Below are 25,119 nucleotides of genomic sequence, written 5' to 3' on the forward strand. Positions count from 1 at the left end.
ATAGTAATGAGAGCAAAAAAAGTATTGGTCAAAGCATTTTTTTAAGTAGAAAAATGGAGCGACAACGACTAGATTTGTGAAAATACTTTAATCAATGAGAGATACCATAAAAATTTCTGAAGTGGTGGTGAAAGATGTTCGCTTCCCGACCAGTAGGTCATTAGACGGATCGGATGCCATGAATCCCGATCCCGACTATTCCGCGGCCTATGTGATCTTGAAAACGGACCATTCGGACTATGAAGGGCATGGTTTGACATTTACCATTGGTAGGGGTAATGAATTATGTGTGGCAGCCATCCAGTCGTTGTCTCCGCTATTGATTGGGAAAACATTGGAAAGTTTTACTTCCAATATGGGTGATTTCTGGAAAATGATTACGGGAGACAGTCAATTGCGTTGGTTGGGGCCTGAAAAAGGAGTTATTCATTTAGCAACGGGGGCCATCGTGAATGCAGTTTGGGATCTTTATGCGAAAGTCGAGAAAAAACCCTTATGGAAATTGCTGGCCGATATGACTCCCGAAGAATTGGTTTCTTGTATTGATTTTACCTATATCACAGATGCCATTACACCTGCTGAGGCCTTGGCAATGCTGAAGGAAAAGGCAGATTCAAAACAAGAACGTATTGATAAATTGAAGGAAGACGGTTATCCGGCCTACACTACTTCTGCCGGATGGTTGGGATATTCCGATGATAAGATGCGACGCCTTTGTTGTGAAGCCAAAGAGGCGGGCTTTGATCATATGAAAATAAAAGTAGGTTCCGATTTGAAAGACGATATGCGGCGTGCTGCAATTATTCGTGAAGAAATTGGACCTGATTTGCGGTTGATGATGGATGCAAATCAAAAATGGGATGTTGATGAGGCCATTGCCAATATGGAACAACTTAAAAAGTTCGATCCTTATTGGATAGAAGAACCTACGAGTCCTGATGACATATTGGGCCATGCGACCATAGCTAGGGCCATAGCGCCTATAAAAGTGGCGACGGGAGAGCATTGTCAGAATCGAGTAGTTTTTAAACAGCTCATGCAAGCCAATGCCATTGGAATATGTCAAATCGATAGTTGTAGGGTAGGGGGTGTGAATGAAATCTTGGCCATTCTGTTGATGGCGGCCAAATTTAATATTCCTGTTTGTCCGCATGCCGGTGGTGTCGGACTCTGTGAGTATGTACAGCACCTTTCTATGATTGATTATATTGCCATTAGTGGTTCATTGGAGAATCGAATTATAGAGTATGTAGATCATTTGCACGAACATTTTTTTGACCCCGTAGTGATAAAAAATGGTGCTTATATGCCGCCGAAAATGCCTGGGTATAGTATAACTATGAAGCCTGACTCTTTGAAGGATTATAGCTTTCCCGATGGGAAAATATGGCAGGAAGAGGTGTGATAATTTTTGTTGCATCTTAGTTATGTTACATTGGACTTTTATGCAGTACTGATTTGAGTCTGTAAGATGATGTCTTCCAAACAAAGCTTTGGGACAAAGAGGAAAAATCAGGATTTAATTTGAAAATGAAAATATGAGTAGAAGAATTTTAGTTGTCGTATTGTTTGTAGTGATTATGGCCTGTAAAGAGAAACAAACAGGGCTGACCATGGCCACGGCAAGTACCATAGACATAAACGAAAGCGATACAAAAGACTCGATAATTGTTAAGGCTGCCCACGTGGTACCGACTCCGAATCAATATGAGGCATTAAAAGACGAGTTTATTGCTTTTATCCATTTTGGCCCAAATACGTTTACCCGTATGGAGTGGGGCAACGGTATGGAAGACCCGGCAATTTTCAACCTTCAAAATCTTGATACGGATCAATGGTGCCAGGCCATGAAAGAAGCAGGGATGAAAAAAGTAATACTGACCGTCAAGCATCACGATGGTTTTGTGCTCTGGCAAAGCCGTTACACCGAGCATGGTGTTATGTCTACGCCCTTTAAAGATGGCAAAGGCGATATTTTAAGGGAATTGTCGGATTCTTGCAAAAAATACGGATTGAAATTAGGCATTTACCTTTCCCCTGCCGATTTATATCAAATTGAAAATCCTGAGGGGCTTTACGGAAACCTTAGTGAATATACCGAGCGAACCATACCCCGCCCGGTCGAGGGTAGACCTTTTGAAAACAAGACGACTTTTACCTTTAAGGTAGATGATTACAACGAGTATTTTTTAAATCAACTTTTTGAATTATTGACCGAGTATGGCCCTGTTCACGAAGTTTGGTTCGATGGCGCCCATCCGAAGCGTAAAGGGGGGCAGACCTATAATTATTTGGCTTGGAAAGAACTGATTAATAAACTAGCGCCAAAAGCCGTGGTTTTTGGTAAACAAGATATTCGATGGTGCGGTAATGAAGCTGGTCGCACGAGAGATACGGAATGGAATATTATTCCGTATATGGATGATCCGGCGAAATTAAATCGATTCGCCGATTTGACTGATCCTTCCCTAGGGCAGCGTGAGCAACTCTATGAGGGTAAATTTTTGCATTACCAGCCGGCGGAAACGAATACTTCCATTCGTGAAGGATGGTTTTATAGGGACGATGTGTTTCAGACCGTACGCAGCACTGACGATGTTTTTGATATTTACGAAAGATCGGTCGGTGGCAATTCTACATTTCTCCTAAATATTCCTCCGAACCGGGAAGGGAAATTTTCTCCAAGGGATGTTGAGGTACTTAAGGAAGTCGGTGAACGCATTGATGCAACTTATGGAAAGAATTTGCTGGAGGGAGCTAAAGGACCGTCAACTATTTTAGATGATGATGTACTTAGCTATGAACTGCTAGATGGTGCATCCAAAGAAATAACAATAACGACTTCAGAAGCCATCACGCTAAATCGATTGGTTTTGCAAGAGGCCATTCCCACACATAGTGAACGTGTCGAGGAACATGCCATTGATGCCTGGCTAGATAACACTTGGAAAGAAATTGCGAAAGCCACTAATATTGGTTACAAAAGAATACTTCGCTTTCCAGAAGTAACAACAACAAAAATAAGAATTCGGGTATTACAATCGCGAATGGCACCGGCACTATCAAATGTGGCCGCACATTATTACAAGAGTAGACCGCCACAGTTATCGATTATGCGAAATGTTGATGGCGAAGTAACTATTCAGCCTAAAAAGGAATCATTCGCATGGCATTCTTGGAAACCGGATGCCGCTAATATTTCGAAAAACCTAAATGGAGGTTTTGAGGTACGATACACCACCGATGGTAGTGAACCTAATGAAAACTCCATGCTTTTTGAGGTGCCATTTAGAATCAATTCAGGAGAAGTTAAGGCAATTGCAACGCATGGAGATGAATTGGGCAGTGTTGCTTCCACAACTTTTGGTATTGTAAAAAAAGGATGGAAAGTATTGGCAACGGACAGTACTGCGGAAAAATCGGAAGCCGGGTTTGCCATCGATGCCAATACCGACACCTATTGGTCTTCAGCAGCAAATAGCAAGCCACATTTCATTGCCTTGGATTTGGGTGAAGAACATGTCCTTAAAGGTTTTGCTTACACCCCACAAACCGAGAGTGCAAGTGGAATGATAGAGAAAGGAGTCATACAAACAAGTACGAATGGTAAATCATGGAGAACCGTGGAAACTTTTGAATTCGGCAACCTTATCAATGATCCCACGGCACGTACCCACAATTTTAAAAATACTGTAATGACACGATATGTTAGAATAGAAGCTAAGGTAATTGCCGGTGGAGGCGATACGGCGGCTATTGCTGAATTGGACTTTTTCGAAGAATAAGAACCTACATTGTAAGTCAATGAGAAATTTGAATTATGTAATTGGCCTTTTGGTCTTATTATTTGTTGGTTGTTCGCAAGCAACAAATGATATTTATATAAAAGCGTCGGATTCTGAAGTATTCAGTGAGCCTGAAAATGGACCTGTTTACAGTTCTATTGAAGAAGGGCTTGACCAAGTGATTTTGTTACGTGAAAAGGGTTTCAACGATGACTTGACCGTTCATTTACTACCCGGTAAGCACAGGTTGAGGGCGCCCATTACAATTTCACCAAAACTGGGGGTCTTAAAAATAAAAGGGGCAGGTGCCGAGAAAACCGTGATTAGTGGCTCAGAAAAATTGAGTGCTTCATGGGAGAAGTACGATGATAATATCTGGGTCGCTCAATTGGATAAAGGCGTAAGTTTTGACCAGCTTTTTATGGAAGGAAAACCTCAAATTTTGGCGCGATATCCAAATTATGACGAGAATGGGGGGCATTGGCAGGGCCATGCAGCAGATGCTATTGCACCTGAAAGAGTGAAGACATGGAAGCACCCTGAAGGAGCTTTTGTTCACGCCATGCATAGGGGTGAATGGGGTGGTTTTCATTACAAGGTGTCCGGGGTCGACGAAAACGGGGAATTGATTTTACATGGTGGTACTCAGAACAACCGACCCTCAAAAATGCATGAAACCTATCGTATGGTAGAGAACGTATTCGAAGAATTGGATAGCCCGGGTGAATGGTTTTTAAGCACAGAAGGAAAACTATATTATTGGCCTTTGCCCGACATCGACTTAAATAAGGTATTCATTGAAACTGTTCGGAAAAAACATTTATTGAACATTATTGGAACGGAAGAGATCCCTGTAAATGGAGTATCTGTAGAAGGAATTCGTTTTGAGCATACCAAGCGAACAATATTCGAAAAATATGAGCCGCTTTTACGTAGTGATTGGACTATCTATAGGGGCGGCGCCGTTTTTTTAGAAGGTACTGAAAACGTTTCGGTGACGCATTGTGAGTTTGTAAACCTCGGGGGCAATGCCATCTTTGTGAGTAATTACAATAGAAATGTTCAAATCACTAACAATCATATACATGACTGTGCGGGTTCGGGAATCTGTTTTGTTGGTAGTCCCGATGCGGTTCGTTCCCCATCTTTTCAGTATGGTGAATTTGTTCCGCTAGCAGAAATCGATACGCTCAAAGGTCCCAAGAACAATACGTATCCGGCAAAATCGATAGTCGATAATAATTTGATTCATCGTACGGGGCGATTGGAAAAGCAAACGGCTGGTGTTGAAATCGCTATGGCGATGGATATTACCGTGAGCAATAATAGCATTTACGATGTTCCACGAGCGGGTATCAATATTGGTGATGGTACCTGGGGTGGACATATTCTCGAATACAACGATGTGTTCAATACTGTTCTAGAATCTGGTGACCACGGTGCTTTTAACTCTTGGGGGCGAGATCGCTTTTGGCATCCGGATAGAAAAACTTTGAATGAAATAGTGGCACAAAACCCCGAAATGCCAAAATGGGACGCCATTAAAACGACCATTATCAGAAACAATAGGTTTCGATGTGATCATGGTTGGGATATCGATCTTGACGACGGATCGTCCAATTATCATATTTATAACAATGTATGTTTGAACGGCGGACTAAAACTTCGGGAGGGGTTTTATCGTACTGTGGAAAATAATATCATGATCAATAATGGCTTTCATCCTCATGTTTGGTTCAAAAACAGCGGTGATATTTTTAGACATAACATTGTACTCGCTGAACATAAAGACATACGATTACAAGAATGGGGACAGGAAGTAGATCAAAATCTTTTTCCTGATGAAATTGCACTTGAGAATGCCCAAAATAAAGGGGTAGATACACATAGTATTGCAGGAAACCCCTTGTTTGTAAATGCTTCTATAGGCGATTATACGGTCAAAGAAGGTTCGCCTGCATTTGAAATAGGCTTTAAAAATTTCCCTATGGATGAATTTGGAGTTAAAAATCCACGATTAAAGGACTTGGCGAAAACCCCGACCATCCCATCACTGTTCTTCGGAGGTTCCGATAATAAAGATGCGGTACATGATTGGTTGGGCGCCAAAATCAAGAACCTGACGACTATGGCAGAACGTTCGGCTTCTGGCTTGAGTAAGACAGCGGGAGTTATTGTAATGGCGTTGGGTGAAAATAGTATCCTTGAAAAATCAGGGATTCAGGTCGGCGATGTGATCATCGAAAGTGAAGGCGATGCAGTCGATACTGTGGCCGATTTAATGAAATCTTTCCAAAGCCATAACTGGACAGGTAAAATAAATGTACAGGTTTTTAGAAACCAAAAACCATATAGCATCACTTTAAAAACAAAATAAGATGAAGAAGGAGAAAAATGAAAAGGAATTCGATTTGAAGGGTATGGGGAAAAACAGTCTTTTTTTATTATCTATTTATTGTCTGCTGCTGATTTTGGGAGACTGTTCGAACGAGAAAAAGGAAGCTGTCGTGGAAGAAAAGTTGCCCAATATTATTTACGTATTGGCCGATGATTTGGGGTATGGCGATATTCATGCGTTCAACCCAAAGGGAAAAATTAAGACTCCGAATATAGATTTGTTGGCGGCCGAAGGCATGAAGTTTGTTGACGCACACACCTCTTCCTCAGTCTGTACCCCTACGAGGTACGGAATCATAACTGGGCGCTATAATTGGCGTAGTCCATTAAAAAACGGAGTGCTTACGGGGGTTTCAAAGGCATTGATTCCCAATTCGCGAACAACCGTGGCCTCGCTGCTAAGACAAAAGGGCTATCACACCGGGTTTATTGGAAAATGGCATTTGGGTTGGGATTGGGCTTTAAAGGAAGGCGATAGTGTGGGGGGCGAGGGTTGGAGCCCTAATGATTACAAGAACATTGATTTCTCCAAACCCGTGAAGAATAGCCCCACTGATTTAGGTTTTGATTATGCCTATGGACATTCAGGTTCTTTAGATATGGCACCATACGTTTATGTCGAGAACGGCATGCCTACGTCGGTGCCTGATACGATTACCGTTGACAAAGGAAAGTATACCTGGTGGCGTGAGGGTCCGACAGGGGCTGATTTTCAGCATGATGATGTTACCCCGAATTTTTTCCGTAAATCTTTTGCATACATCAGCGAACAAGCAAAAAATGAAGACCCGTTTTTTCTGTATTTGGCGTTACCATCTCCCCACACACCCATTTTACCTACGGAAGAATGGTTAGATAAAAGTGGATTGAATCCTTATGCAGATTTTGTCATGCAAATCGATGCTTTTATGGGGCAATTAACGCAAACTTTGGAGAAGGCGGGCGTTGCCGAGAATACTATTGTGATATTTACCAGTGATAACGGCTGCTCGCCACAGGCCGATTTTAAAGTATTGGGCGAAAAAGGGCATGACCCCAGTGCAATTTATAGAGGTCATAAAGCCGATATTTTTGAGGGAGGCCATCGGGTTCCTTTTATTGTAAAATGGCCGGCCTACATCAAAGCTGGATCGGTATCCGAAAAAACGATTTGTACCACTGATTTAATGGCCACCTGCGCCGATATTGTGAGTACTTCGCTAAAGGATAATGAAGGCGAAGATAGTTTTTCAATGCTTCCATTATTTACGGACCCTGAATCTGCCGAATTTCAACGGGAAGCTACAATACATAGTTCGATCAATGGTAGTTTTGCCATTCGAAAAGGGAATTATAAGTTGGTGTTATGCCCGGGTTCAGGAGGATGGAGCGACCCCAAGCCTAATGCAGAAGGTATTCAAGAGCTGCCTCCCTATCAATTGTACGACCTTTTGAAAGATCCGGCGGAGGAACATAATATTGCCGATCAACATGCCGATGTGGTCGATGCTTTGAAACAGGAGTTGAAAGAATACGTCGAAAACGGACGTAGTACAAGTGGAGGTAAACAACCGAACGATTCCAATTTCGATAATAAACCTTGGAAGCAATTGACCGTTTTTGAAGCAAAATAAGTAACACTTTTAAATCTAAATAATGAATTTTATTGGCCGTTTTGCTGTTGTTTTTGCCCTTAATTTCTTTTTATCCGGCGAAGCTATCTGTCAGGATGTACGTTGGAACGAAATAGAAAACGGAATATGGAAAGCAAGTGTAGGGGAGCCCGAAGACATTAGTTTGTTAAAAGCTGCCGATATTCAACCCAAAAAGGAGGCATTGCAGCGATTACCTAAAGCCGATTTTCCTCTTTTGAAATCTGATATAAAGGCGGAAGTAATTGATGGAAAAACCTATCTGCGTTTTCCGTTATCCCGGGAAGAACAACTATTCGGATTGGGGCTTAATTTTAAAACGGTGCATCAAAGGGGGCGCATCATGCAATTGCATGTAGACCATTACGGTGGTAAGGATGATGGGCGAACACATGCCCCGGTACCATTCTATGTTTCATCAAAAGGGTATGGTGTTTTGATAGATGCCGCACGATACGTTACGGTTTATGCGGGTACGGGCGTAAGGGTCGATGCAAAGGATAAACCAATTGTGAGAGATCGTAATACCGATAAAAATTGGAATTCAAGACCCTATTCCGATGCCGTGGAAATCTTGGTTCCGACCACAGGTACCGATATTTATGTTTATGGCGGAAACTCGCCCATGGAGGCGGTACAACGTTATAATTTGTACAATGGAGGTGGATATATACCACCAAAATGGGGCTTGGGCTTTACACAAAGAGTGCCTACTTTATATAGTCAAGACGATATTATAAAGGAAGCCGAAGAATTTGAATTACATGACTTTCCATTAGACTTTATAGGTGTCGAACCGGGGTGGCACAGTATGTCTTACCCCTGTACTTTTGAATGGGATACGACCCGTTTTCCGCAACCAGAAAAATTCAATAGTGATTTGATGGCCATGGGGATACGTACCAATCTGTGGCTGAACCCCTATATTTCCCCGGTTGGATCTTTATATCCCAAAATAAAACCATTATCGGGGTCGCACACGGTTTGGAACGGTATTGTACCAGACCTTATGCTTCCCGAAGCTCGAAAGATACTCAAAACACATTTCTTGGAGAATCATTTGAATATCGGTGTCAGTGGTTACAAAATCGATGAGGTAGACGGTTATGATTTTTGGGTCTGGCCCGATGTTGCCAAGTTCCCCTCTGGGTATAGCGGTGAGCAAATGCGGCAGGTTTATGGTCTTTTGATTCAAGACATGACCGCAAAGTGGTTTAGGGAGAAAAACCAAAGAACGTATGGTTTGGTAAGAGCTTCAAATGCTGGGGCTAGTAGCATGCCTTATGTTATCTATAACGATTATTACAGTCACAAAGATTTTATCACAGCGCTTATCAATAGCAGCTTTATCGGGGTTTTATGGACGCCTGAGGTACGGGCTTCAAAAACAGCAGAAGAGTGGTTGAGGCGAATGCAATCCGTCTGCTTTTCACCGATGGCGATGCTGAATGCATGGGCAGATGGTACAAAACCTTGGACATTTCCCGAGGTAGAAACCGCCGTACGCGATGTGGCCAATCTGCGCATGCAATTGTTGCCATACATTTATAGCACTTTTTCACAATACCGTTTTGAAGGTTTGCCACCGTTTCGAGCCATGAATTTGGTCGATGGTTTTTCTTTTGATGCCACGGTTACCGAAGGGGCATTGGATTCTACCGATAATCCCTATAAGGTGGCGGTAAAGAGCGAAATAAAGGATCAGTATATGATGGGTGATAATATATTGGTAGCACCTATGTTTGCCGGTGAAAATGAACGAAAGGTGATTTTGCCTGCTGGAAAATGGTACGACTTTTACGATGGAACCTATGTGGGTGAAAATGAAATCATATCGGTGACACCGGGGTTGGAGAAAATTCCTTTGTTTGTCAAAGATGGTGGTATTATTCCCATGCGACCCGTACAAAGACAAGCGCCCAGGCCGGATGAAAAAGTAGATTTGATTCTTAGGCATTATGGGGAGTCGGAAGGTTCTTTTGTTCTTTATGATGATGATGGCGTGAGTTTCGATTTTGAAAAGGGAGCGTATTCGAAGGTTGATATCATCGTAAAAAAGGATAAAAAAGGAAGCCTAAAGGGGACGATTTCAAAACCCGAAAAAGGAAAACCTTTCGGGTATAATAAAAAAGTGAATTGGGAATTCATGACAAAATAAGCGTTTTATGAAGTATTTTAAGGGTTTATTGATACCTGTTCTCTTTGTTTTGATGCTTTATCCCCAGAATGGAAAAGCATCTTCTGAACAACAAGAACCTATAAAAATCGCCTGCATTGGCAATAGCATAACATATGGCGCGAGAGTGGAGAATCGCGAACATAATGCCTTTCCTGCCCAATTACAGTCCATGTTGGGTGATGGATATGAAGTAGGAAACTTTGGCGTCAGCGGAACGACTTTACTAAAAGAAGGAGACCGGCCTTATTGGGATACCGATGCGTACAAAGAAGCGCTTGATTTTGATCCCGATATCGTTTTTATCAAGTTGGGAACCAACGATAGTAAAATTCAAAATCGAGTTCACCTAGATCGGTTCGAAGAAAACTACGTCGATTTAATCATGAGCTTTAAAAGCCGAAATCTTGCGGCACGAATCATTTTGTTACTTCCTGTGCCTTCATTCAATACCGATCCGGCAAAACAAGATTCGACCAAAATATGGGGTCCGGTCATTAAAGATAGAATTCTTCCTATGACACAGAATGTAGCCTACAATACCAAAAGTGAGGTTGTAGATTTGTACCAATTGTTTATCGACCGCCCAGGGTTGCTTCCCGATAGGGTACATCCATCTTCCTTAGGTGCTACGATTATAGCGAAAAGGCTTTATGAAACGGTAATTCAAAAAGCCGACGACACCTTTGCCTTTTTTTCTAACGCAGGGGTCAGCCCTTATGAAAGTGGCAATTTTCAAGGTTTCGAATTGTTCGATTTTGAAATGAACCAAATTAAATGCAAAATTGCGGTGCCAAAAAAACCAGCTCCAAATCACCCATGGGTATTGCGGGCTCGCTTTTGGGGGCATGAACCCCAGACCGATGCCGCTTTACTCGAAAGGGGTTTTCATATAGCGTATTGTGATGTTTCCGATTTGTATGGAGGAAACGAAGCAGTTCAGCGATGGAACGACTTTTATAAACTGATGACACAAGCTGGGCTATCAAAAAAAGTCGCTTTGGAAGGTATGAGCCGTGGCGGACTTATAATTTACAATTGGGCGGTAGAAAATCCTGAAAAAGTGGCATGTATTTATGCAGACGCCCCTGTACTTGACGGAACAAGTTGGCCGGGCGGGAAAATAAATGGAAATGGAAGTGCGCCTGATTGGGAACGTTTTAAAGCGGTGTATGAAATTAAAAGCGAAGCTGAAGTTGATGATTTTAAAGGGAACCCGATTCATAAAACCAAGGAAATAGCTAAGGGAGGTTTTCCGATGTTGCACGTGGTGGGTGAAACGGACAAGGTGGTTCCTATTTCGGAAAATACAACACCATTCGCGCAAGCAATTCAACGAAATGGGGGGAACATAAAAATCATCTCCAAACCTGACAATGGTCACCATCCACACAGTTTGAAAAATCCCACACCTATCGTTAATTTTATTCTGAACGCCACAAATGAAAAGTTGAATTTCGCAATCATTCCTGCACCGTCGGGGGAATATCGCTCAGGGGCGGGCTGGCCAGAAGAAACAGATTGGTGGACACAAGCCAATGATATTGATTCCATTTGTAGTTCCGTAGAAAATATAGACTTACTATTGATCGGAAACTCGATTACCCAAGGTTTCGGGAACAGACCAAATATCACCTCAAGCCCGGGTAAAAATGCGAGCGAAAAATTCTTTCAAGGGTTGGAATGGATTAATGCGGGAATTTCAGGGGACAGAACCCAACAGCTGCTTTTTCGAATACAAAATGGGGAATATGAATCGGTAAACCCGCATACCGTGGTCTTGACCATTGGAGTGAATAATTTTTCTGATAATGACAGTGCTGCTGAAATCGCTGAAGGTATTCAGAAAATTGTAGATGTCATTGCAAAGAGGTTTCCTTCAAATACAAGAATTATACTATTTGGGCCTTTGCCAACAGGTGTTGACCCAGCTTCCGAACAACGGGTAAAATACAATGAGATACACAAACGAATAAAATCGCTAGGCGAAAGGTCAAAGGTGTCATACCATAATGTATTATCGCATTTTATAACGAAAAAAGGAATTTTAAATCCGCTATATTATTCTGAGGATGGCATCCACCTAAAAGCCAAAGGGTATGATGTCTGGGCAAAATATATTAAAGAACAACTAGAGAAAAATTAAAAAGAAATACATGAAAAAAATACTGATTGTACTATGTGTTTTAATGGCCAACGTAAGTTTTGGTAAATTATGGATGCCTTCCGTTTTATCGGATAACATGGTGTTACAACAAAAAACGGATGTCACTATTTGGGGCTGGACAACTGCTTCCGATGAAACCATTACCGTTACCGGTTCATGGAACAATACCCCCATTGAAATTAAAGCCTATCAGGGTAAATGGGCATTGAAATTGCCTACGCCCGAAGCTGGAGGGCCCTATACTGTTACTGTTGATGGTCATGAAAAAATTGTCATCGAAAATGTTTTGATAGGGGAAGTGTGGCTTGGATCGGGTCAGTCGAATATGCAATGGAGTCCTAATGCGGCACTTTTAAACGCAAAGGAAGAAATCAAAAATGCCAACTACCCTAGCATCCGATTCTTTCACGTTGAAAGGCATATATCCTCACATCCGCAAGATGATACGCCGGGCAGTTGGGTGGAATGTTCACCCGAAACTATGCAGCATTTTAGTTCTGTAGCTTATTTCTTTGGTAGAGAGCTTCATCAAGATCTCAAAATCCCAGTGGGTTTGATTCATTCGAGTTGGGGAGGTACGCCGGTCGAAGTCTGGATCAAGGATGAATTGATAAACGAAGATGATTATTTAAAAACGGCAGCCAAAAAAGTAAAGCCAACGGCGTGGTGGCCCAATGACCCTGGTTTGGCCTACAATGCCATGATCCATCCACTAATTAATTTTGAGATAGCCGGATGCATCTGGTATCAAGGGGAGTCGAACAGGGCCAACCCTTTTTCCTATTATAAATCATTCCCGCTATTGATAACATCATGGCGGGATGATTGGCAGAAAGAGCTTCCGTTTTATTTTGTTCAAATAGCGCCTTATAAATATGACCCCAATAACAGTTGGGATGCCGCTGTCGTGCGCGATGCCCAATTGCAGACAATGCTTAATGTGCCCAATACGGGGATGGCCGTGACCAATGATATTGGCAATTTAGAGAATATTCATCCTATCAATAAACAAGATGTAGGCAAGCGTTTGGCACTATGGGCCCTCGCCAATACCTATGGTAAGAGCGGTTTGGAATATTCAGGGCCTATTTATAAATCAATGGAGGTCAAAAAAAGAAAAGTAATACTTAATTTTGATCATGCGAATTCGGGTCTGATAGCCAAAGGAAAAGAACTGACCGAGTTTTATGTGGCAGGGGACGATAAAAAATTCTATCCGGCAAAAGCAAAAATCGTCGGTAACTCAGTAGTGGTTTCTTCCTCCGAAGTAAAAGAGCCATTGGCCGTAAGATTTGCATTTTCAAATACCGCCCTGCCTAATTTATTTAATAAAGAAGGACTTCCAGCTTCAGCATTTCGAACCGATGATTGGGCGTTGGAAGCGAATCAATAAGTAGTCGTCGAGTATCATTAATTTAATTTATGAAGAAATTACTCCTTCCTTTTTTTCTAATTGTGTTTTTGAATGTCAAGGCACAAAGTGAAGATGAATCCCAAAAGGAAAATCAAAAGATGGAATGGTTCAAAGATGCTAAATTGGGCATATTTATCCATTGGGGTTTGTATTCGGTAGACGGTATCGATGAATCTTGGTCGTTTTATAACGGTTATATTTCCCATAAAGATTACTTAGATCAGACCAAGGGTTTTACAGCAAAAAAATACAATCCCGCGGCATGGGCCCAATTAATCAAAAATAGTGGTGCGAAGTATTCGGTAATTACTGCGAAACATCACGATGGTTTTGCGCTTTGGAATACCAAATTTGGTAATTTGAATGCCGTCAAAGGTTCTGTTGCCAAAAAAGATTTGCTTACACCTTTTGTAAAGGCCTTGCGTGAAAACGGACTAAAAGTGGGAATCTACTTTTCATTACCTGATTGGTCGTACAACGACTATACACATTTTACACGCGATTCCGTTCGATATACGATTTCTGAAGCTCCAAAACGCTGGCAAAAGTATCTCAACTACTATCAAGGGCAATTAAAAGAGCTAGCAGACAATTATAATCCTGACCTTTATTGGTTCGATGGCGATTGGGAGCATAGTTCCGAAGAGTGGCAAGCACCCAAGGTACGCCAAATGTTACATGACAAAAACCCGAATACTATTCTCAACTCTCGCTTGAAGGATGAAGGGGATTATGCGACACCCGAGCAGGGTATGCCCATTACGCGCCCAAAAAACCCGTATTGGGAATTGTGTATGACCATGAACGACTCTTGGGGTTTTCAAAAGAACGATCATACCTACAAGACCACAGATCAAGTAATTGGTATTTTTGCGGATGTCATTGGCAATGGAGGAAACCTTTTGTTGGATATCGGCCCAAAGGCCGATGGTACCATTCCGGAAGAACAAGAAGAAATATTGAAAGGATTGGGGCGGTGGACGAATAAGCACAAAGAGGCCATTTATGGTACGGAAGCGGGCATCCCTAAAGAGCATTTTTATGGGCCTACGACCTTGTCAAAAGACAAGACCATGCTTTATTTGTTTGTAAAAGGGAATGCCGGAGGAGAAGTTGTAATTCGAGGGTTGAAGAATAAGATCAACCGAATTTGGGTGGTCGGCCAGGGCTCTAAATTGGAACATAAAGTAGTGGGTAAAGTGTATTGGAGCCATTACCCGGGCATTGTCTACATCGATGTGCCAGAACATGTTTTAGATGAAAATATGACCGTTCTTGCCGTACTTTTGGATGGTAAAGCCGATCTTTACAGAGAAGATGGGGCGGTAATCGAAAGTAATTGAATGAAATACCGAGTCTTATTTATACGTTTTAAGTGTTAAATTGGAATCAAGAATAGCTAAATGAACAAATACTTCTTTTTGATAATGCTAATCAGCTTGATTCTTTTCACGGCCTGTGAATCGGATGAAATAGTGGAGCCACCGCCTAATATTGTCTTATTTCTAGTCGATGATATGGGCTGGCAAGATACTTCGGTTCCCTTTTGGAATGAGAGAACGCCTTTCAATGACCGCTACCATACCCCGAACATGGAACGTATGGCACTGGAAGGTATGAAATTTACACAGGCGTATGCGACCGCTGTCTGCTCACCTACCCGAATAAGTTTGATGACAGGCATGAATGCCGCGAGACATCGGGTAACCAATTGGACACTCAAGAAAGATTCGTTGCAACCTATGGAGACCAACCATGAAATATTGCGTTTTCCAGAATGGAACGTAAATGGAATTAGTCCGGTTAGTGGAGATGAAAAAGCAGTACATGCTACACCTCTGCCGCAAGTACTTCAAAATGAAGGATATTTCACCATACACTCGGGAAAGGCACATTTGGGAGCGATAGGTACCTTAGGGGCGGACCCTTTAAAATTGGGATTCGATGTGAATATTGCAGGTCATGCCGCTGGTGCACCCGAGAGCTATTTGGGAACTGAAAATTTTGGAAATGGCAAAGAAGGGAAAGAAGACTGGGCCGTTCCGGGACTTGAGAAATACCATGGCGAAGATATCTTTTTGACAGAGGCAATAACACGGGAAGCTTTGGCGGCTGTAGATTCTGCCGTAACCGCTCAACAGCCCTTTTTCCTATACATGGCACATTATGCCGTACATACCCCTATTATGGGAGATGATCGTTTCGTGCAGAAATATTTTGAACAAGGCCTAGATTCTACCGAAGCGAAATATGCCTCGATGCTTGAAGGAATGGACAAAAGTTTGGGAGATATTATGGACTATCTTGAAGAGAAAAAAATTGCAGAGAACACCATAATCCTTTTTATGTCCGATAATGGAGGGTTGAGTGTGCATGGTAGAGGTGGTGAGCCCAATACCCACAATAAACCGTTGTCTAGTGGTAAAGGTTCTGCCCATGAAGGAGGTATTCGTGAACCCATGTTGGTCAAATGGCCAGGAAAAGTACCTGTGAATTCAACGACTGACGCACAGTTGATTATTGAAGATTTTTATCCGACCATACTTGCAATGGCCGAAATAGATAGTGTGGAAACCGCTCAGGTAATAGATGGTAAGAGTTTTATGCACCTTTTGAGAAGCGAGTTACGAAACGAAGAAAGACCTTTGTTCTGGCACTATCCCAACGAATGGGGCCCTTCGGGCCCGGGAATTGGAGCAAGTAGTACAGTGCGTCTGGGCGATTGGAAGTTTATCTATTATCATGTTGATGGCCGTATGGAGCTTTTTAATATTCGGGAAGATATTGGGGAAACCACAAATTTAATGGAAGACAATCAAGAAAAAGCAAAGGAGTTGGCTGGTGTACTTACCGATTACTTGGTCGAGGTAGAAGCACAAATGCCTGCGTTTAAAGAAACCGGGGAACAGGTGCCCTATCCCATCGCTTTGTTTCAAGAAACGGTTACGGAATGATAGTTTTTATGGTGTACGCTTTTTGATGCCGATTTGTGTTGGATATATTCTTCACTTTTATCTTAATAAGGTTTAGTCGCACCATAAATGTCCGGCCGTTTTGTTTGTCGTCCTTTTCAGTATAGGCTTGGTTTATTGGTTCGGGTTAATTTCCTTTTTTTTGAAGCGCAATTCCATGGTTCGATAATATTATTTTTACCAAAAAACAGGTATGCCTATAATCGGTAGTTTAATTAAGGGATTTATTGAGGTAAGGGATAAGCTTTCCGGGGAAAGAAATCCGATAGAAGAGCAGCAATCAGTGTTACGGCATCTTCTGGAAACTGCAAAGAATACTACTTTCGGGAAACATTATGACTTTGAAACCCTACTAACTACGGAGAATTCTTTTGAGGAATTTGCCAGAAGAATACCTTATTTCGACTACAACAAAATAAATGAAGCTTGGTGGCAGCGGCTGCATGATGGTGAAACCGATGTGACTTGGCCTGGAACCCCTGATTATTTCGCATTGAGTTCAGGTACTACAGGCAAAACAAGCAAACGAATTCCGGTCACGGATGAGATGGTGCAGTCAATTCGTCAAGCAGGTTTGGAACAGGTTTATGCGTTGAGCAACTTTGACCTTCCAGCCGATTTTTTTGAAAAGGGAATTTTGATGTTGGGTAGTTCAACCGACCTGAACGAGGTAGACGGTCATGAAGAAGGTGAAATCAGTGGTATAAGTGCAAGTAATATACCCACTTGGTTCAGAGGATACTACAAACCAGGGGAAGAAATTGCCGAAATCGATGATTGGGACGAACGTGTTCAGAAAATCGCGGAAGAAGCGCCTAATTGGGATATTGGAGCATTAAGTGGCATACCTTCTTGGATGGAGTTAATGCTACAGAAAGTGATAGCATATCACAACTTAAATAACATTCATGAGATATGGCCAAATTTTCAAGTCTATACTTCTGGCGGGGTAGCTTTTGGACCTTATGAAAAGAGTTTCAATTCCCTATTAGGAAAACCGATAACGGTAATCGATACTTATTTGGCTTCCGAAGGTTTTATAGCTTTTCAGGCCCGTCCTGAGACCGATGCTATGCAGCTGGTTACGGACGGTGGAATTTATTTCGAATTTGTTCCCTTTAAGCCAGAATATATTAATCAAGACGGCTCTTTGACCGATGATGCTCCTTCTTTGAACTTGTCACAAGTTGAACTAGATCAAGATTATGTGTTACTTATAAGTACGGTTTCAGGAGCTTGGCGTTATATAATTGGTGATACCATTGAATTTACGGACCTTAAAAAGGCTGAAATAAAAATTACGGGGCGTACCAAGTTCTTTTTAAATACGGTGGGTTCGCAGTTGTCGGTGAATAAATTGAACGACGCCGTGCAACATTTAGAAGAAAGGTTTGGCATTAAAATTCCTGAATATACCCTGTGCGCCAAACGAATTGACGATGAATTTTATCATTGTTGGTATTTGGGTAGTGAGGATACAGTTGATAATTCAAAACTTGTGGAGGCGCTTGATGATTTTTTAAAGGAAGCCAATAAGAATTATCGGGTCGCTCGGTCTAAAGCCTTAAAAGGGGTCAAAGTTACAACGGTCTCACCAATAGTTTTTTCTGATTGGAACGGAAAGAATAAAAAGAAAGGCGGACAGGTAAAAATGGAACGTGTAATGGGCGAAGAAAAATTTCAAGAGTGGGAAGATTTTGTCGCCGAGGGCAATTAAAAGTGCAAGCATCTTATTTTAGCGCAAAAATACCTCTGGTCATTTTCGGACTCCCGATGCTTCCAGATCGGCTTCACGCTCTTTGACAAGAACCATAATCTCTTCAGGTGACAAATAGTATCTTTTGATTCTTTGCTTATAACTTACATCGATGTCGGCATGGTTCAGAATGAAATTTTTGGTATCCATAATATACTGTCCCATACCATGAACGACTGCAAAGGAATCGGCAGCCCGTTCAGCTTCCTTGATATAACTTCCAGAAAAGGTGTACTTTATTCCGAACCAAATTAAATTTAAACTACTCCGGTTTTTATAATCCATAACATGACCAAGTTCATGGCCTAACCATCCTACCAGAATATCTTTCGGTACGTTCTCGGTCAAAAATTCTTTTCCCGAAATCTTGAATTTTTTGCTTATCAGTACAATATAGGCCCTTTTTTTTCTTGTTCTGAAAAGACTCCAAAATTTAGGCTGGGCCCGCATGGTAGATTTATTGATTTTATTTTTAAACTTAAAAGATATAGGTGTATTCTCTAATTCTGGATAAAAGTCTAGAGCAATACTCGCCTCATTTTTAATAGATTGGGGAGCTTTGTGCTGTGCATTCAATGAAATTAATGTCATAGTAAAAAGGAGAATCAAATGAAGCTTCATTTTTTTATTACTTTTTGAAACAAAAGACATGGCATTATATTCAAATTATATGCCAATTTGTTTCACGGGAATATAACGAAAACCTTGGGACCATTGAATCGATTTCGTCTTTACAGTTAAACAAATTGTTGAAAGGGGCATAAAATCGTTCTCTTATGTCGCATCTTGTTGGTTACAATAAATACAGGTTTGGACCATACCCTTAAATCTTCATGACGAAAAACAAAAAGAGAAATATAGCAGTTACAGTCCTAATTGCATTGGGTGCTATTATTTTGTCGGTATTTGCAGTGTCTCAGGTAATGGCCGAAGATATGATTTCCAATTTTCTAAAAAGGAAAATACCTCGGAACATTGAATTGACCTACGACAATGTACAGGTAAATATTTTTAAGGGAAATCTTCAATTTGAAAAAATCAATCTTGATTTTTATGAACGTGATTCTTCCCTTCTGCAATCTAATGTGCAAATCGACCAATTAACCATTGATGATTTTGGTTATTGGAATTTTTTTGTAAAAAATGCAATTCACGTCGATGCCATCAAAGTGTATGAGCCCAATGTGCATTATTTTTTAGATCGGATATTACCTCAAAAGGATACGGTTTCGAGAGGAATAGTACAACTTTTAAAGACTATTGAAGTAGACGAAATAGTGGTTGAAGACGGTAATCTCTTGTTGCTAAAAGATACAAAGGATAGTATAAAAGTAGCGGTAAAGGCCATCAATTTTTTAATGACCGGAGGTAAAACGAGTCCTGAATTGATAAAAAACAAGATACCGTTACAGTATGATCGATACGAACTGACGACTGATGATGTGTTTATTGATTTGGGTCTCTATGAGATTTTAAAGGTCACTAACTTAGAGCTGAAGCCGGATAAATCGACCGTGAAAAATTTGAGTCTGGTGGCAAAACTAAGTAAAAAAGAACTCTCGAAACAGCTACGTTCAGAACGGGATCATATCGACTTGAAAATTCCTCTGATTGAAATAGAGGATATTGATTTCGGTTTCAAAAGAAAGACTTTTTTCTTGAATATGGGTCAAGGGCTTATCAAAGCTCCCAATCTTGAGATTTATAGGGATAAGTTGGTGCCCGATGACTACAAAAAGAAAAAATTATATAGTCAAATGCTTCGTGAGCTACCCATTAATTTGAGTTTGTCTAAAATCAATATTGAAAATGGTCGTGTGTCATATAGTGAGCGCGTGACCGAAGAGACGCAACCAGCACCTCTAGTTTTTGGAAACCTAAAAGCTGTTTTGAAAAATATTTCGAACAATGGAGCAAATGTATCTGTCGAAGCGGAGGCAAAATTGATGAATGAAGCACAGCTAAAGTTAAATTGGTCGTTTGAAGACCCAAGCAAGAACGATCGTTTTAGGGCTTCGGGTGTTGTAAAAGATTTTAAAGCAGCAAGTATCAATGACTTTTTGACCTCAAACCTTAGGGCTAGGGCAAAGGGTACTGTTAATGAGCTGTACTTTACAGTAAGCGGTAATGCCATTTCTTCAAAAGGAGATATGAAAATGAAATATGAGAATTTTGAGTTCTCCGTACTAAAGAAAGACAGATTGGGAATCAACAAATTCTTGACCACTATAGGTAAACTATTTATTAATGATGGCTCGAAAACTGCGGCCGATGGGTTTCGATATGGTGTTATAGACGTGGAACGAGATCCGACAAAATCTTTTTTCAACTATCTCTGGATTAATGTCCAAGACGGTACTTTGTCAACCATAACAGGAAAAGCCAAAAAGAAGGAATAATATTAAATGCATACAATTGGAAAATTATAAATCACTAAAAATATCATTATGGGAGTAATAGCTAAGAACAAAAATAAAATAACACTGTACTACAGTTCAGAAAATTCGATCGGTAAACAAACTTATGCCTATGTGACACCCTCTGAACAGCGTATATTGGCCATTGATGTTTCAAAAACTAAAGTGACGGGTACACAATGGGCCGAAATCGCATCGAATCTCGATATTCCCATTGGGGAACTTATAGACCAAGAACACACCGATTTTATTGAGGAATATGGAGATGAAAAAGTAGATTTGGACGAACATGACTGGTTGCGGATTTTAGAAAAGAAACCATCCGTACTAGCATATCCGATAGTCATAAAAGGCAATGTTTTTTTACCGATCAAGAACCCCTCCGATTATGTGAAGTTCATTGAAAACGATAGTGCCGGAATAGATAAACCTTATGAGGAATAGTTAACAGCGATTCACAATTTTTTAGGCTATTTGGCAACGACCTGGCATTCTTAATAGATATGCTACATAGTTTAGAACATTTTCTAAAAATGGATGGATTCGTTTCTGAGAGGGGGGCGTTAATGATTTTAAATTTAGACAACAGCCATGAAATTAAGCAGATATACAAAGCGTGCCATTGCAGGGGGAATTATATCGATGTTTGTAATTCTCTTAGGTACCTTTCTTTTAGGAGCGTTAAGCGGTTATGAAGCTAAAGTTCTTATTAAAAATTCGTTGGCAGGTATCAATACATTATGTAATACCATTGTCTTGGCCTCCGCAACGATACTTGCCTTGCTACTAACGGTTTTGGGATTAAGTTCGGGGGCTGATTCTAAATTAAAAGCTGATCATTATAAACATATTTTGCAAATTGCCCAGCTCGATACTGTCGTTTTCATAACCTCATTGCTATGCTTTCTTTTATTTAACCTTCCGATTACGGAATCGGAGAATGTGCCCTCAAATTGGTTCAGTACGGTTTATTATATTTCTTTGGGGATAACCAGTATTTTAAGTGCAGCATTAATAGTGGTGGTTTTGATGCTCTATAATACGGTCGTTAATATTATTAAGATAGTAGGTTTGGGAATGCATGATCATCCGTTAGCACAGAACGACGAAGAAAAAGAGGAACAGGAGTAGTTTCTAAATTACAAAAGCAGAATAATTTCAAAGAAAAAAGGTCAAGTCGGGGGAACTTGACCAATGGTAAAAAAATTAATTAACTTTAAGTTCTAGTTGTCATCCACGGCATCATCAACTTCATCTTTGATTTCTTCGGCACCTTCTTCAATGCCATCTCCGACTTCCTCAATACCATCTTCCATCTTTTCACCTGCCGATTTATCTTCCCGACAACTTGATAGGGCGGTAGTGGTTACAAATGCGAACATAAATATATATGCTAATTTTTTCATAGTATTCTGTTATAAGGGTTTATAGTTATTATACTTTTTTTCTTCCGGAAATAAGTGAGATTACAAACAATATCAAGAAGATGAAAAATAAAATTTTAGCGATACTGGCAGCGCCTGCTGCTATACCACCAAATCCAAATATTGCGGCAATAATGGCCAAAATGACAAATGTGACAGTCCAACGTAACATAATTTTTAGTTTTAGGTTTAACAAAATAGCATTCTTGTTTTAAAGAATGTCGTAGCCTCTACTACTAATATTGATGTAAAGGTCTTGAAATAGAGTCGTTTGCCTTAGTCATATCAAATCAAAAATTGACGCATACCATAAAATGTTCATTAGGTTCGGTCAGTTATTCTAAGTTTTTGTGTTACCAAGACGGGAATGGAATAGTAGTGCAAGTAAAAAGGGATGCTTGTTTTGAGCATCCCTTGATTTACTAAGCTTCTTTTTTAAGATTATTTCAAATCTTCAAGACTTTTTATGGTATTAAGTCCACTATTTATCTTGTTCTTTTGAGACACGAGAAGGCTTGCGGTTGAAGGGGGCAAGCTGGTGTCGCCCAAAACGTCATCATATTCTTCAAGCGCAGCTTTTTCACCCTTTATTGCTTCTTCAAGCATGGCTTCGTCATTGTCAGTTGAAAAAAGAGCTTTAATGTCCATCCAAGAACGGTGTGCTTTGCTGGCAAAACTGTCACCTTTCTCCACTTCGGTGCCGAATTCGCTGATTTCCTTTTTTAAGGCATGTCCGAAATCGTAACGCTCTTGTGCTTTGCGCTCGAAATAATTCTTCAAAGGAATGTTATTTGCATTCTCTGCTGCTTTTTTAAAACCCTTTTCAGCGTCATATGTTTTCTCTAATAAGTCATTCAACTTGTTTCCTACTTTTTCTGTATATGTTATCATCTCTATAAATTTAAATTAGCAGTACATTTTATCAAAATGTGGATGCGCACTGCATTACATCCTTCTGATATAATTACAAATTTAGTTTGGGTTCTTAGATTAGATTTGCTCTAAAAGGAAGATTACTTGCTGTATTCGTAAAAAGGAAATATAAAGCTTAGTTTTTTTTCAAACCATTTGAGGAAAGCGTTTTAAAATTATCTTCGGACAGCTAGGAAAGCTAGAACTTTATAGCTGCAGGAATTCAGCCAAGCTTCTTTTCAATCATTTAGAAGCAAAAGTTTAAAAATGACTCCGGAGTATATAGGTTTCCGGAGCCATTCATAACAACCAACTAAATCATCTTATAATCATTCGATATGAACCTCAAATCGAATTGCTTAATCACTATAGCAATTTATGGCACAGGCCATTATATTATGGACTTAATCGATATTTAAATTGACGCTTTTAAATTGATTTTTGATGGTAGCAGTACTTCAGCGCGATTTATTGGGATAATAATCGTAGTGATAGTGTAATGTACTCCTTGTGAAACCACCTACCTTGTATATTGCTAAAGAGGGCATTTGGTTTTGGGATATTTCTAAAGCTTATGGAGCTAGGCTTTTTAGACCAATATCATTAACCTATAAAATTAGAGCCATTGAAAGAGCTACTTAAACCCTTGAAGAAAATTTATCATAATGTGCTAAAAAGCATTGCCTTCTATCCAGTTTTGATAAGTTTCGGGTTCTTTATGCTTTCTATAGTCATTCTAGAGCTTGAAAACACCGAAGCTGTAATGGCACTAAAGAAAAACCTATCATATTTATTTATTCAAGATTTCGAAACCGCCAGGTCTATACTCACAACGTTTATCGGCGGTATACTTTCATTAACGGTCTTTAGCTTTACAATGGTTATGGTCGTGCTCAACCAAGCATCTTCTAATTTCTCCCCCAGATTGCTGCCAAACCTTATCTCGAATAAAAAGCACCAGATTATTTTGGGCGTTTATATTGGCACACTATTATTTTGTACCATCGTACTTATATATTTGGGGGCCTATGGCATAGATTCTGAGTCGATGGGGCTTTCAACAATGTTGGCGGCGTTATTCGCCCTTGTTTGTATTGGATTCTTTGTTTATTTCATACATAGCATTTCAACGGCCATACAAATCAATCATATAACAAATCGCATTTTTGAATCTAGTATGAGACATTTAGATTCAGAGATGAATAGCACATCTGGTCAAGAAGTTTCGCTGCACTATATTGAAACTGAAAACTGGTATACGATTTATGTTACTGAGAATGGGTACTACAAAGATTTTGATGTTTCCTTAATGACAAATGCATTGTTAGAACAGAATAACCAAATAGAAGTTCTGCCATATGTCGGGCAGCATATTTGGAAGGGCATGCCTGTCTTACGAACGAAAAATATTTTCAACGAAGAAGAACAGAGAAATCTTCTTTTTTGTTTGGACATTTCGTCGAAACGGCATGAAGGTGATAAAGGCATAAGTGGTATGATCAAATTAATGGAAATTGCCGTTAAAGCGCTTTCTCCGGGTATAAACGATCCGGGTACCGCAATTGGGGCCATAGGTGACTTGGCCGAACTGCTTAGGGTGAGGTTACAGTTTTCAAAGGTCGTCTCAACTTATGTGCGCGATAGTGAAACACTATTGATAAAGAATAATATTTCGGCCTATGAAATCATGCGTATCATTGTGCAGCCCATCAGAAACTATGCTAAAAAAGACAGTGCCGTGCTCTTTGAACTAGTAGCCACCCTTCATTTTATTTCAAAGGCTCCGAATCTCTCAGAAGAAGACATGGCTGCTATTGCCGAGGAAAAAGAGGCACTACTATTTGATATTAAAGAGAATGTTAGCAATCCGATAGACCAAAAACGGATACTCGATTATTTACAGAACGGTTAATGTGAAAAAGATTATTTGCTTATTTATTTTGAGCCTATCATGGACATTTACACGCTCGTGTATTTAGGGTTGGTGTCTCACTTTTTTATATTTCAGTTCACTTTTTTCAAATATTCTTCAATACATTTAGCCTTTCATGTCAAAAGCTGGCGAATG

18 protein-coding genes are annotated in these 25,119 nt (G+C 40.3%); 14 read left to right on the top strand and 4 right to left on the bottom strand.

The genetic code is table 11. From position 1 onward, the window contains the following. Nucleotides 1-94: 94 nt before the first annotated feature. The 10 genes from BLS33_RS13195 to BLS33_RS13240 all read left to right on the top strand — a co-directional run bounded on the left by BLS33_RS13195 (nucleotide 95) and on the right by BLS33_RS13240 (nucleotide 18,259). Complete coding sequence (locus BLS33_RS13195; RefSeq protein WP_089889885.1) at nucleotides 95-1,405, top strand: L-fuconate dehydratase; 1,311 nt, start codon at nucleotides 95-97, stop codon at nucleotides 1,403-1,405. A gap of 133 nt (nucleotides 1,406-1,538) precedes the next feature. Then, a complete protein-coding gene (locus BLS33_RS13200) occupies nucleotides 1,539-3,785 on the top strand; it encodes an alpha-L-fucosidase (RefSeq protein WP_218129559.1) in 2,247 nt (748 codons plus the stop codon). Between the two features lie 19 nt (nucleotides 3,786-3,804). Then, nucleotides 3,805-6,162, top strand: a complete 2,358-nt coding sequence (locus BLS33_RS13205; RefSeq protein ID WP_089889888.1) for a PDZ domain-containing protein — start codon at nucleotides 3,805-3,807, stop codon at nucleotides 6,160-6,162. A gap of 1 nt (nucleotide 6,163) precedes the next feature. Continuing rightward, on the top strand, nucleotides 6,164-7,795 hold the full coding sequence (locus BLS33_RS13210) for a sulfatase family protein (RefSeq protein WP_245731444.1): 1,632 nt from the start codon (nucleotides 6,164-6,166) through the stop codon (nucleotides 7,793-7,795). 22 nt (nucleotides 7,796-7,817) lie between these two features. Beyond that, a complete protein-coding gene (locus BLS33_RS13215; RefSeq protein ID WP_089889891.1) occupies nucleotides 7,818-9,971 on the top strand; it encodes a glycoside hydrolase family 31 protein in 2,154 nt (717 codons plus the stop codon). A gap of 7 nt (nucleotides 9,972-9,978) precedes the next feature. Further along, nucleotides 9,979-12,135 (top strand): GDSL-type esterase/lipase family protein, encoded by a 2,157-nt coding sequence (locus tag BLS33_RS13220; protein ID WP_176801386.1) that lies wholly within the window; start codon nucleotides 9,979-9,981, stop codon nucleotides 12,133-12,135. A 10-nt stretch (nucleotides 12,136-12,145) separates the two neighbouring features. Continuing rightward, the gene (locus tag BLS33_RS13225) at nucleotides 12,146-13,549 is read left to right on the top strand and encodes a sialate O-acetylesterase (protein ID WP_089889894.1); all 1,404 of its coding nucleotides are present in this window, start codon (nucleotides 12,146-12,148) and stop codon (nucleotides 13,547-13,549) included. A 29-nt stretch (nucleotides 13,550-13,578) separates the two neighbouring features. Next, the gene (locus tag BLS33_RS13230) at nucleotides 13,579-14,913 is read left to right on the top strand and encodes an alpha-L-fucosidase (RefSeq protein ID WP_089889897.1); all 1,335 of its coding nucleotides are present in this window, start codon (nucleotides 13,579-13,581) and stop codon (nucleotides 14,911-14,913) included. A gap of 60 nt (nucleotides 14,914-14,973) precedes the next feature. Further along, complete coding sequence (locus BLS33_RS13235; protein WP_089889900.1) at nucleotides 14,974-16,524, top strand: sulfatase; 1,551 nt, start codon at nucleotides 14,974-14,976, stop codon at nucleotides 16,522-16,524. Between the two features lie 211 nt (nucleotides 16,525-16,735). Further along, nucleotides 16,736-18,259, top strand: a complete 1,524-nt coding sequence (locus BLS33_RS13240) for a GH3 family acyl-acid amido synthetase (RefSeq protein WP_089889903.1) — start codon at nucleotides 16,736-16,738, stop codon at nucleotides 18,257-18,259. Between the two features lie 39 nt (nucleotides 18,260-18,298). On the opposite strand, the gene BLS33_RS13245 is transcribed toward BLS33_RS13240, so the two are convergent. Next, entirely contained in the window at nucleotides 18,299-18,919 is a 621-nt protein-coding gene (locus BLS33_RS13245; RefSeq protein WP_089890446.1) for a hypothetical protein, read from the bottom strand. 212 nt (nucleotides 18,920-19,131) lie between these two features. On the opposite strand from BLS33_RS13245, the gene BLS33_RS13250 reads away from it, so the two are divergent. The 3 genes from BLS33_RS13250 (at nucleotide 19,132) to BLS33_RS13260 (ending at nucleotide 21,846) form a co-directional block, all read left to right on the top strand. Then, entirely contained in the window at nucleotides 19,132-20,697 is a 1,566-nt protein-coding gene (locus tag BLS33_RS13250; protein WP_089889907.1) for a hypothetical protein, read from the top strand. A gap of 48 nt (nucleotides 20,698-20,745) precedes the next feature. Further along, complete coding sequence (locus BLS33_RS13255) at nucleotides 20,746-21,159, top strand: arsenate reductase family protein (protein WP_089889910.1); 414 nt, start codon at nucleotides 20,746-20,748, stop codon at nucleotides 21,157-21,159. Nucleotides 21,160-21,306: 147 nt separating this feature from the next. Then, a complete protein-coding gene (locus tag BLS33_RS13260; protein ID WP_089889913.1) occupies nucleotides 21,307-21,846 on the top strand; it encodes a hypothetical protein in 540 nt (179 codons plus the stop codon). A 92-nt stretch (nucleotides 21,847-21,938) separates the two neighbouring features. Here the strand turns inward: BLS33_RS13260 and BLS33_RS13265 are convergent, their stop codons facing one another. The 3 genes from BLS33_RS13265 to BLS33_RS13275 all read right to left on the bottom strand — a co-directional run bounded on the left by BLS33_RS13265 (nucleotide 21,939) and on the right by BLS33_RS13275 (nucleotide 23,030). Then, complete coding sequence (locus tag BLS33_RS13265; protein ID WP_089889917.1) at nucleotides 21,939-22,121, bottom strand: hypothetical protein; 183 nt, start codon at nucleotides 22,119-22,121, stop codon at nucleotides 21,939-21,941. Between the two features lie 28 nt (nucleotides 22,122-22,149). Then, a complete protein-coding gene (locus BLS33_RS13270) occupies nucleotides 22,150-22,311 on the bottom strand; it encodes a DUF1328 family protein (RefSeq protein ID WP_089889919.1) in 162 nt (53 codons plus the stop codon). A 269-nt stretch (nucleotides 22,312-22,580) separates the two neighbouring features. Next, nucleotides 22,581-23,030, bottom strand: coding sequence for a ferritin-like domain-containing protein (locus BLS33_RS13275; protein WP_089889922.1), 450 nt, complete (start codon nucleotides 23,028-23,030; stop codon nucleotides 22,581-22,583). A 646-nt stretch (nucleotides 23,031-23,676) separates the two neighbouring features. Here BLS33_RS13275 and BLS33_RS13280 point away from each other — a divergent pair. Then, on the top strand, nucleotides 23,677-24,963 hold the full coding sequence (locus BLS33_RS13280; protein ID WP_089889925.1) for a DUF2254 domain-containing protein: 1,287 nt from the start codon (nucleotides 23,677-23,679) through the stop codon (nucleotides 24,961-24,963). Nucleotides 24,964-25,119 lie beyond the last annotated feature (156 nt).

The sequence above is a fragment of the Kriegella aquimaris genome, from assembly GCF_900103215.1.
Classification (GTDB): Bacteria; Bacteroidota; Bacteroidia; order Flavobacteriales; family Flavobacteriaceae; genus Kriegella; species Kriegella aquimaris.